The 11038-nt window shown below is 64.6% G+C and carries 8 protein-coding genes; 4 read left to right on the top strand and 4 right to left on the bottom strand.

Going from position 1 to position 11038, the window contains the following annotated elements; all coding sequences use genetic code 11:
- A partial coding sequence (locus GY769_23905) for an NTP transferase domain-containing protein (protein MCP4204965.1) occupies positions 1-237 on the bottom strand: 237 nt, incomplete at its 3' end.
- Between the two features lie 65 nt (positions 238-302).
- Between GY769_23905 and GY769_23910 the strand changes: the two genes are divergently transcribed.
- Both GY769_23910 and GY769_23915 read left to right on the top strand, forming a co-directional pair.
- On the top strand, positions 303-1778 hold the full coding sequence (locus GY769_23910; GenBank protein MCP4204966.1) for a sulfatase-like hydrolase/transferase: 1476 nt from the start codon (positions 303-305) through the stop codon (positions 1776-1778).
- A gap of 118 nt (positions 1779-1896) precedes the next feature.
- Entirely contained in the window at positions 1897-3741 is a 1845-nt protein-coding gene (locus tag GY769_23915) for a S8 family serine peptidase (GenBank protein MCP4204967.1), read from the top strand.
- An 86-nt stretch (positions 3742-3827) separates the two neighbouring features.
- Here GY769_23915 and GY769_23920 read toward each other — a convergent pair whose 3' ends face one another.
- The gene (locus GY769_23920; GenBank protein ID MCP4204968.1) at positions 3828-5987 is read right to left on the bottom strand and encodes a hypothetical protein; all 2160 of its coding nucleotides are present in this window, start codon (positions 5985-5987) and stop codon (positions 3828-3830) included.
- A 66-nt stretch (positions 5988-6053) separates the two neighbouring features.
- Between GY769_23920 and GY769_23925 the strand changes: the two genes are divergently transcribed.
- Together GY769_23925 and GY769_23930 are read left to right on the top strand one after the other, a co-directional pair.
- Entirely contained in the window at positions 6054-6953 is a 900-nt protein-coding gene (locus tag GY769_23925; GenBank protein MCP4204969.1) for a glycosyltransferase family 2 protein, read from the top strand.
- A 27-nt stretch (positions 6954-6980) separates the two neighbouring features.
- Positions 6981-7520, top strand: a complete 540-nt coding sequence (locus GY769_23930) for a hypothetical protein (GenBank protein ID MCP4204970.1) — start codon at positions 6981-6983, stop codon at positions 7518-7520.
- Between the two features lie 558 nt (positions 7521-8078).
- Here the strand turns inward: GY769_23930 and GY769_23935 are convergent.
- Both GY769_23935 and rfbG read right to left on the bottom strand, forming a co-directional pair.
- A complete protein-coding gene (locus GY769_23935) occupies positions 8079-9311 on the bottom strand; it encodes a class I SAM-dependent methyltransferase (protein ID MCP4204971.1) in 1233 nt (410 codons plus the stop codon).
- A gap of 5 nt (positions 9312-9316) precedes the next feature.
- Positions 9317-10390 carry a CDP-glucose 4,6-dehydratase gene (gene rfbG, locus GY769_23940; GenBank protein MCP4204972.1) on the bottom strand — a complete coding sequence of 358 codons (1074 nt, stop codon included), beginning with the start codon at positions 10388-10390 and terminating at the stop codon, positions 9317-9319.
- Positions 10391-11038: the final 648 nt, after the last annotated feature.

An 11038-nucleotide genomic window follows, 5' to 3' on the forward strand; every position in this document is an offset into this window, starting at 1 on the left:
CATCATCTCGTGGTAGCGGAGGAAATACTGCTTGATCACCCAGCCCTTGTAGCCGAGGCAGAGGACGAAGCGCTCCACGCCGTGAAAGCCGTAGATCTTCATGATGTGCCAGAGGATCGGCATGCCGCCGATCTCGACCATCGGTTTGGGCCGCAGTTCGGTTTCTTCGCGCAGGCGGGTGCCCTTACCGCCGCACAGAATGACAACGGGGAGTTCGCTGGGGCTGAGCCTTGACATGGCGTCTACCCTAGCAGCCCGAGGTCGAAATCCAGGCGCTCGCCGGCGATAAGATGAGTCTTGCCGTGAGGTACTCGATCGTCCATCAAGCGACCCCGGTTCGCGTGCTCGCCGTCCTGGCGGCCCTGGCTGCAGTGGTTCTGCTTGGGGCTTGCTCGGCCGACCGCGAGCCGACGCGCAGCAACATTCTGTTGATCACGATCGACACCCTGCGTGCCGATCACCTGTCGAGTTACGGCTATCCGCGCAAGACCTCGCCGGTTCTCGACCGGCTAGCCGCGGAGGGTGTGCGTTTCGATCAGGCGGCGGTTCAGTGGCCCAAGACCGGGCCTTCCTTCGCGTCGATGATGACCTCGACTTATCCGAAGAACAACGGCATCGTCCGCAAGGTCGGAATCCCGCTGCCGGAGGAATTCAACATGCTGGCCGAGGAGCTTCAGAGCCGCGGCTACCAGACGATGGCGGTGGTCGCCAACGGGGCCGTCGGTAAGGATTTTCATTTCGATCAGGGCTTCGATCGATACGTCGAGTCCTGGAGCGAGGAACAGCCGGCGCCCGGAGTCGATACCACCGGTGCGATCGCGGTGACCGCGCTGTCCCAGTCGCTTCTCGAGGAGATATCGCCCGATCGACCGTACTTCTTGTGGGTGCACTATCTGGATCCACACTTCCCCTATTCGCCGCCCGGGGGGTTTCGCGACCTGTTCCAGAACGACGAGCACTTCGAGCCCAACCGGAAAATCCGCGTCGATCAAGAGCGCGCGAAACGCGACACCTTCGGCATCGGCCGCAACCAGGTGCTGGACGGCCGCGACGACCTGTCGTTCTACGTGGCCCGATACGACGCCGAGATCGTTCACGCCGATGCTGAGGTCGGGAAGCTCCTGGCAACAGCGGGTGATTTGGGTCTCCTGCAGAACACCCTCAAGATCATCTCTTCGGATCACGGTGAGTCTCTAGCGGAGCACGAGTATTACTTCGACCATGGTCGCTACGGGTTTCAAACTTGCCTTCGGGTTCCTCTGATCTTCCACTACCCGGGAGTGATCGATCCGGCGGTGGACCCCGATCCCGCGGAACTGATCGATCTGGCACCTACAATCCTCGAGTTCGCCGGCGTCGAGTTGCCCAATCGACGCTGGATGCAGGGCATCTCCATGAAGCCGAGACTGGAGGGCTCACGTCTCGATCCGGCACGCCCGGCATATGCCTTCTCGGAGGCGGGCTACGGCCGGCAGGACATGTGGCAGCGCATCGTTCGTAACCGGCGTTTCAAGTTCGCGGACTCCAGGGAGGGCAACGCTCAGCGCCACATGTCCGGGGCCCTGGGCCAACGGTACGCGCTCTATGACCTCGAGCTGGACCCCGGCGAGACCGAGAACCTGGTCGACGAGATGCCGGAGATGGCGGAAGAGATGCTAGCCCTCGTCACCCGTTGGTATGAAACTCCTTTCGACGCGATCAGCGGCTCTTCGGGCGAAGTCGGCGAGATGGACGACGCGACCCGCGAGCAGTTGAAAGCACTCGGTTATCTGGACTAGGGCTCGCCCAGCTTCGCTCAGTTCCTCAGCCCGACCCTCGGAAGTCGGGTTCCGTGAGGGCATTGGAGCCGTTCTCGATGGCGGAGCCGTTCAAAGGCGACGTAGTACGATCCTCTTCATGCGAAGTGGTCGACTCTTCGCGATCGTGCTTCTTGCCGGGGTTCTCGCTCAGCCACCGCTAGTGGCCGGAACCAACTGGGAGACGAAAGTGGATCCGTGGGTGCTGAGGACCACGGGTTCTGAAGGCGAAGCGCAGTTTCTGGTGCGCCTGGTCGGAGAGGCCGACCTGAGCGCCGCCGCCTTGCGGCCGAGCAAGCTCGAAAAGACTCGCTACGTGTTCGAGAGCCTGCGGCGTAAGGCCCGGCAGGTGCAGGCTCCGGTACTGGCTGTCTTGCGCGCCCGGGGAGTCGAGCATCGGGCCTTTTGGATCGCCAACGTCATCTGGGTTCGAGGCGACATCGGCCTTGTGGAGGAGCTTGCCTTGCGCGCCGACGTGGCCGAGGTCGAGGGCAACCCGCGCGTCCGGCTGGAGCGGCCGGTCCTCTTTGAAGGATTGGCCGTCGACGCCGCGACTGCGGCTGCGGCTGTCGAGCCGGGGATCGCACATACCGGAGCGGTCGACGAGTTCTGGAGCCACGGGTACCGGGGCCAGACCATTGTAATCGGCGGGCAAGATACCGGTTACGACTGGGAACATCCGGCGATTCGAGGCGCTTACAGAGGATGGGACGGCCAGGCAGCCGACCACAACTATAACTGGCACGATGCGATTCACAGTGGCGGCGGCCGTTGCGGCGCAGACACAGTGGCTCCCTGTGACGACGGCAGCCACGGCACCCACACCATGGGCACGATGGTGGGGGACGATGGTGACGGCAACCGGATCGGGATGGCGCCGGGAGCGCAGTGGATCGGGTGTCGAAACATGGATCAGGGCGTGGGCACGCCGGCAACGTACACAGAGTGTTTCGAGTGGTTCCTGGCGCCAACGGATCTGGAGGGCCGAAACCCCGATCCCGCTCGGGCCCCCGACGTCATCAACAACTCCTGGGTGTGTCCCCCGACGGAGGGGTGCACCCGGCCCAACGTCCTGCGCAAGGTGGTGCGCAACATGCGTGCCGCCGGAATCGTCGTGGTGGCTGCCGCGGGCAACAGGGGCCCGGAGTGCGGCACGCTGGCCTATTCGCCTGCGATTTACGACAAAACGCTTTCGGTGGCAGCCATCAGTACGGGCGATACGATCGCGGGGTTCAGCAGCCGCGGGCCGGTGCTGGTCGACGGTAGCGGTCGTCCGAAGCCCGATGTCGCCGCTCCGGGGCTGGGCGTGCGCTCCAGCGTTCCCGGCGGAGGCTACGCAAGCTCCACCGGCACCAGCATGGCGGCACCTCACGTGACGGGCCTCGTGGCGTTGACGCTCTCTGCGGCTACTTGTATGCGGCCGGCCGATGACAGAATCGAGGAGTTCGTCAAAGGCTCGGCCCGGCCACTCAGCGCTAGCCAGACGTGCGGAGATCTGCCCGGCTCCCAGAGCCCCAACAACACGTTCGGGTGGGGAGCCGTGCGCGCGCTGCGACCACTTTGTCGGGATGAGTCGGTGGGGGGCTTGGCCTCTGGAGTGGAGCCGGAGAAGGTCGTCTGTAGGAATCGCACGCAGCGGGTGAGAAAGACGGTACGCCTGAACGGACAGGTCGCGTGGGATTGCGAAGCCGCCGGAGTGCCCGCCGCGGCGGGCGATCGCGTCAGGCTGATCCTGACCGGCAAGGCCGACGGCTCCAGAGCGTTGGGAGCCTCGCTCTCGCGCATCGAGCCGACAAAGGCGGTCTGCCGGAACCTGACCACCGGGAAGAAGAAGCGCTACAAGCTCGAGGGCACCGTTTCGTGGGACTGCCAAGACAAGGGGCTCGCGGTCACCGTGAGCGACGAGATTAAACAGATCATCGTCGGCAGAGTACGAGCCGATTGATCCGGCACGGGCGGAGAGTCACCGCAAGCGGCCGTCGGCTCTCGTGCCCCGGCGTTCGCTGGCGCCAGCGGCGAGGAAGAGCTCCACTAGCGAACGCGAACTGCCAGCGACTCGGCTTCGCTGGCGACGTCCGAGAACCAGCCGACGTTCTCCCTGACCAAATCCAGCACCAGCCGGTAGTCCCCGGCGGCCACAGGAGCCTCGATCTGCAGGGTGGTGGCAAGCTCCGCCCCGGGCTCGAGCGGTTCTTCGAATCTCGAGCGAACGGCTCTAGCCTTGGGGCCCGTTTCATCGGCGCGAACCCAACGATAGGCGATATGAACCGGAATCGGCCCTTCTGAGGCGAAAGCGGACTCACTTGCGTTGAGCAGGCGCACCGGCAGGCGAAAGGTGCCCCCCTTTTCAACCTCGAGGGGCGCTTGCGCCTCCAGCCACTGGACTCGGTAGTGCTCGGGCCTGGTGATCTGGTCGCGCCTGCCGATGAAGTTGAGCTTGGCCCCGGCGAAGAAAATCGGAGACGGCATTGCCGGGTCATGCAGGCGCTCGCCGTGCGATACGCGTACGGTCATTTCGTATACGTAGTACAGGGCGCCCAGCTCGGAGTGCTCCCGCGGTGGGAGCCGAGGTTGGACCTCGAAGACTCGCGAGCGCTCACCTTCGCGCTTCGCGTTCTCGAAACGGATGGTTTCGCGATCCCCGGCGAGCTCGATTTCGATCTGATTGTCCGGTGGGAAAGTCGACACCTCGAAGAACAGACCCTTGATCAAACGGTCGCTGAAGACCATGATCTCGACCGGCACTCGGGCATGAACCAGTGGAACTCCCTTGGGCTCGCGGTCGGGCATGAAGTAGTCCTTGCGGCCCGTCAGCACGAGGTGGGGGTAGGCGAAGACGCCGTAGCCCGGAAGCGTCTTGCGCAGCGAAAGATCGTAGGGGAACTTCTGAAATGGGGGGTTTCTGGTGTGGGCCTGGAGTGTCGGCAGGGGAACGGGGGCGCCGAAGGGCGTGAACAGGATGGTTCCCAGGAACAAGCCCGCGGCGGCCGCGCCCGGTACCGTCAGCCAGGCGGGCTTGACCTTGGTCACCAGAAAGAGAAACGCCGGATACGCCATCAGGAAATACCGGTTGCCGACAAAACCGCCGCCGCCGTGCCAGTTGAGCGGAATTATGCAAATGAAAAAAAGAGCGATCGTCGTCAGCGCCAGTAGGGTCAGCCAACCCTCCGGCCGATGCCGGCGGTGGATCAAGAAAAGGAGAAAGCTGATCACCGCGAACGGCATGTACAGCAGCAGGCCGGTGTGACGACCCCAGAAGAAGTAACCCAGGCTCTGGCTGATCTCCCGGAAGTTCGTCGGAGGCGCTCGGAAGACCCAGGACCAGGAGTTGGCGGTCTTGGAGGCCTCGGCCAGCCGTTGGGGCAACTGCTCGATCACCTCGACGGCGGTCTCCGGATACTCGACTTTGATTCCACCCCGCGCGACGCCCAGGTAGGCGGTCGGGTGCCCCGTCAAGAGCATCGAGCCTCCGGCCAGGGTCAGCATGCTGACCGTCAGAGCCGCGGCCCAGACTCCGACGGCCTTCAGGTTGCGACGGCGCCAGATGGCGTAAGTCAAGGGCAGGGCGAAGGCCAGAAGCATCGGTTTGTTGTAGATGCCGATGGCCAGCGCAGCCGCTGAGATCGGAGTTGCGAGCCGAGACAGCCGACCCCGCTCGAATCTGCCGAGGACACAGAAGAAGGCCACCGTCACCGCGGTCATGTTGAGAATCTCGGGCTGGAGCCAGAAGACGTAGGCCCACGCCGGGCTCAGGACGAAGAAAGCAGAGGCAAAGAGAATCGCGGAAGCCTCGTCGTTGAATAGCTTCAGATAGTGCACTCCACACCAGAGCATGAGCAAGAAGAGGAGCGCGTTGAATGAAACCAGCCCGTTGGCGCCGAACAGAGCGACCAGCGGTGCCGTCAAAAGAGGGTAGATATATGGCTTGCCGAAATAGATCGTGTTCCAGCCGTCGTCGCTCATCAGGATGAGGTTCTGGGTCGGCAAGAACGGGTAGTTGTCGAGAAGCCTCGGAAAGTCGCGGGGCTCTACCAGGAGGTTTCCGTCCTCGACCAGGCTCTGGGCCATGAGCAGGTAGGCGGGCTCGTCGGCCTTGAGCGTCGGAGGCAGCCCGGGCTTGCCGACCGAGCCGGTGAACAGCACCAAGAACAACGCCATGGAAAGAAAGGCGAGGTGGGTAGCCCGGCTCATTGCGGTCGAGCGAGTTTACTGCAAAACTTGCGCTCCTTGCGGACGTCCGAGAACAACTCAGAGCTCATGAGAGAACCCGGAGTTGCCATCGTCGTTTTGACGTACGACGGCTTCGAACTGGTGCGGGAAACGCTCAAGTCGATCGGCGCCCTGGAGTACTCGAATGTCGACGTCCTGGTCGTCGACAACGGCTCGAGCGATTCCACCAGGTCGAATATTCGCCAGAAGTTTCCCGATGCCGAAGTGTTGAGGAGCGAGGTGAACCTCGGAGTGGCCGGCGGTTTCAATGTCGGATTGCGCTGGGTTCTCAACGGCGATTGGAAGTACGCGCTGCTCATGCACAACGATGTCGAGCCGGAACCTTCGATGCTTCGTGAGCTGGTCAAAAAGGCTGAATCCGAGCCCCGAGCCGCGGCGGTGGGCCCGAAGATCCACCTATTCTGGGATCGCGAGCGGCTGCTATCGGCCGGTGGCCTGTTGCGCGTCGGCCGCGTTCCGGTGAAATGGCGCGGCTATGACGCGATCGACAGGGGACAGTACGACGTCGATCGCCAGGTCGACTGCGTTACCAGCGCGGCCATGCTCATCAATCTCGAAGCGGTTTGGAGAGTCGGATTGTTCGACCCTCAGCTACGCCATTTCGAAGACGCCGACTGGTGCCTGCGGGCGCGCGAAGCGGGATTCGAGTCTTTCTATTGCCACCGCGCCGCTGCCTGGCGGTTGGCCGTGCGCTGGGCGCCCGATCGGCCGGCCCGGGCTGTCGAAGCAGGCCGCTCGGCGGCCTTTCTGATCCGTCGCCACGCCGCGCTCGGGCGCAGAGTGCTGTTCTTTCTCACCACGGTGGGCGCGCTCGTCCCCGCGCTGATGGAGCGCTGGTTTCGCAAGCGCCGCAGCCCGTTGGCAAGGGCGCGCGGAGCCCTGGCGGCAGGGTCCGCGACGCTCGCGGACCCGCCCCGCGCCCAGTAGGATGACGAGTCGGGAATCGAGAATCGAATGTTCGCCAATCTCGCCGAGGACACGCGCCGCCTCAAGCTCAACCGCAAGGGGGTGTTTCCCTGGTACGTCATCGAGGCTCTGCTTTTCGACAATGGCTACCAGGGAGTGGTGGCCCACCGAATCGCGAGCTGGTTCAAACGCAATGGGATCCCGATTCTGGGGCCGCTGTTCGCCCGCTTGGGTCTGTTCGTGACCGGTATCGACATCGCGCCGGGCGCCGAGATCGGGCCGGGCTTGATCATCAGCCACGGCACCGGGTTGGTAATCGGGAGCCACACGAGAATCGGCGCGCGGGCGATTCTGCTCCACCAGGTCACGCTCGGAGCGCCGGACGTGGGACGTCTGGAGGAGATGCCGCAAGTCGGCGACGACGTCTACATTGGAGCCGGTGCGGCGCTGATCGGCGGGATCACGGTGGGCGATCGCGTGGTGATCGGGCTCAACACGACGGTCACCGAGGACGTGCCAGAGGACACGCGCATCGTGAGTGTAGCGGCGCAGAAGGTCACGCGCCGCACCAGCGCCCGCACGACCTGAGTCGGGCTCGATGCGTGCGTCGGCGGCGGTCGGTGGGCGATCCTCCAAGAGCCAGCTCGGGTGAAAAGCCTTGCAGCGTCCATGTGGGCGCTTCGGCGCCGCTCGGCAGGTCAGTCGTCCAGGGGCCGCCTCGGGCTTCTCAGCCTACCCAGGTCAGGCCCTCGGCTGCGCGCCGCTACGCGCAGACCGACTGAAGCCTCCGACTCCTTTGTGGGAGCGCTTGCGGCGAGCCCCCTGGCCGGCTGCCTGCCGAGTCGGCTTCTTCTCTGCGTGTTCTGGTCCCGATGCGAAGAGCCGGCATCGACCTTGCCGGCGCGGAGCCGTTTGAGGCGGTGCGAGGATCCGGCGTGGAGAGTGGAGGTGAGGCGAGGAGCAGCGATTTGCCCGCACCGCAGCGGAGCGCTCGGCAAAGAGGTCCCTTCTAGCAGACGGCAGCGAGGAGACGCGCAAATCGCCCGAGCCGATCCCTCCAGGAGCCCGCCGGATCGCGCAAGCCGAAAGGCTCGGGCGTCGGCAAGGTCGAGACCGGCGAAGCGCTGCGCCGATGGCGGTCGACTCCTAGAGAACCTCGACTTCCGGAATCGCGACGAAGAAGCGCCCGCCCCAGTCGGCGATCTCGGCCCACTCACTGCTGATTTCGTCACGCAGGTTCCACGGCAAGATGAAGACGTAGTCAGGTCGGGTCTCGCGGAGCTTCTCGGGAGAGTAGACCGGGATCCGGCTGCCCGGGAGCAGCTTGCCCTGCTTGTGTGGGTTGCGATCGACCGTGTAGTCGATGACCTCGGATCCGATGCCGCAGTAGTTCAGCAGCGTGTTGCCCTTGGCGGGCGCTCCGTAGGCCGCGATCGAAGCGTCCTTCGCTTTCAAACTGTCAAGAAATTCGAGAAGCCTTTTCCGGGTCGAGACGGCCTGCTGATCGAAGCCAAGGTAGGTCTCGATCCGGTTCATTCCGCGAGCAGCCTCGGTCTCCAGGAGAGCTTGGACCGACGGTTCGTCGGGATGCTTCTGGCCTGTCTCATGCGCCGCGAAGATCCGCAGCGACCCGCCGTGGGTCGACAGCTCCTGGACGTCGAAGATTCTCAGACCGTGCGCGGCGAAGACTCTCCGTACCGTGGCCAACGAAAGGTAGGAGAAGTGCTCGTGATAGATCGTGTCGAACTGGTTGTGCTCCATGAGCCGCATGACATGCGGAAACTCCATGGTGATGACCCCGTCCGGCTTGAGCAGGGCCTCGAGCCCGTGTACGAAATCGTTGAGATCCGGTACATGGGCCAGGACGTTGTTGCCCAGCAGCAGGTCGGCCTCGTAGCCTTCCTTGGCGAGCTCGCGAGCCGCGGTCTCGCCGAAGAAGCGAATCTCGGTCGGGATGCCGTCGGCGATCGCGGCCTGGGCGACGTTGGCCGCCGGCTCGACTCCCAGAACCGGAATACCCCGCTCCTTGAAGAAGCGCAGCAGGTAGCCGTCGTTCGAGGCGACCTCGACGATCTGGCTGTCTTCAGAGAGACCGAACCTTGCGGTCATCTCCTCGACGTAGCGGCGCGCGTGGTCCAGCCAGGTGTCGGAGAACGAGGAGAAATAGGCGTAATCGCTGAAGATGTTCTCCGGGGTCTCGAACTCCGGCAGCTGAACGAGCAAGCAGTCGGAGCAGATTAGGACGCGAAGAGGAAAGACGGCCTCCGGCTGGTCGCGATCGCTCGGCTTGACGAAGCTGTTGGCGAGCGGCGACTCGCCGAGATCGGCGAAGGTGCGCTCGAGGCCGGTGCCGCAGAACCGGCACTTGTGCTCAGACACGGGACTCAACCATCCGTTGCGAGGAGTTCTTCGTAGGCGGCGATCTGCTCGCGAGTGATCTCACCGGCGTCCGCGCCCCGGTGTGTCGAGCGATGCCAGTTCACCACCCAGTCGAGAGCCTGCCCGAGCGGTAGGCGGGGGCTCCATCCGAGCCGTTCTCGGGCCTTCGAAGAGTCGAGCTTGAGAAACGCGGCTTCGGCGGGATGATCGGCCGAGTCGCGACGCCAGGCGGCATCGTCGCCCCAGCCGTCGACCAGGCGATCCGCCAGCCACTCCACGGGCCGTTCGTCGACGGCATCGGGCCCGAAATTCCAGGCGCCGTTGGTTTCGGTGGGTCTGTACCACGCCGTTTCGGCGAGCTCTAGGTATCCACACAAGGGCTCGAGCACGTGCTGCCAGGGGCGGATCGCCTTGGGTCTTCGGATCAGAATGGGCTTGCGGCCCAGGAAACCGCGGATCAGATCCGGTACCAGGCGGTCGCGGGCCCAGTCGCCGCCGCCGATGACGTTGCCGGCGCGCGCGCTGACGACACCCACGGTCCGTTCCGGGCCTTCGAAGTAGGAGCGCCGGTAGGCTTCCGTCACGTGTTCAGCGCACGCCTTGCTGCTCGAGTAGGGGTCCTTGCCGCCCAGTGGATCGCCTTCCCGGAAGGCCTCGCCCGACTCCTGATTGCTGTAGCACTTGTCGCTGGTGACCGACACGATGACCCGCACGCTTGCGACAGTCCGGCAGGCTTCGAGGACGTGCGCCGTGCCGACGACATTGGTGGAGTAAGTCGTGATCGGGTCGGCGTAGCCCTCCCGAACCAGTGACTGCGCCGCCAGGTGCAGGACCACCTCGGGCTGCCGGTCGGCCATGGCCTCCTGGAGCCTTTCGAGGTCCCGGATGTCGCCGTGGGTCGAGACCATATTCTTGCCGACGTCGGCCATGTCGAAGAGGCTCGGGTCCGAGGGCGGGTCGAGGGCGTAACCGGCCACTTCGGCGCCGAGATCTTGAAGCCAGAGAGCCAGCCAGGCTCCTTTGAAGCCGGTGTGGCCGGTCAGGAAGACCCGACGACCTTTCCAGAACGCTTTCTTCATGTAAGAGGGGTTTCCGGGGCGAGCCCGACCGTGAAAATCCTAGCACGGCGCGGCGCCACTGTTCGTGTCGGCCGAGGTCGAGAATGGCTCGAGCCGCAACGATCGCAGTATTCAGGGTTCGCACCCAGGCGCCGATCGGCAGAGCCCCCGGCCAAGGGACGCCTCGGGCTTCTCGGCCTGCTGGCGTCAGGCCCTCGGCTGCGCGCCGCTGCGCGCAAACCGACCGAAGCCTCCGATTCGATCTTGCGTGCGCTTGCGGCGAGCCCCCTGGCCGGCTCCCTGCCGAATCGGCTTGTCCTCAGCCGGTGCGGAGTGACTCGACGAAGAAGCCGGTCTCGCCCTTGCCGAGCGCAAAGCCGTTTGAGGCGATGCGAGGATCCGGCGTGGCGAGCGGAGGGGGAGGCGAGGGCAAGCGATTTGCCCGCACCGCAGCGGAGCACTCGGCAAAACGGTTCCTCTTCGCGCCGAAGGTAGCGAGGAGACGCGCAAATCGCCCGAGACGACCCTTCCGAGAGCCCACCGGATCGCGTGAGCCGAAAGGCTGAGCGGCGGCGAGGGCAAGGCCGGCTCTCAGCCCGTAGCGTTCCTTGGCCCGCTGCCTGCCGAATCGGCGCCGGAGTCTCTTCGACTCCGGTGGCCGTGGTATTC

The organism is bacterium (assembly GCA_024224155.1).
In the GTDB taxonomy this organism is placed as follows: domain Bacteria; phylum Acidobacteriota; class Thermoanaerobaculia; order Multivoradales; family JAHEKO01; genus CALZIK01.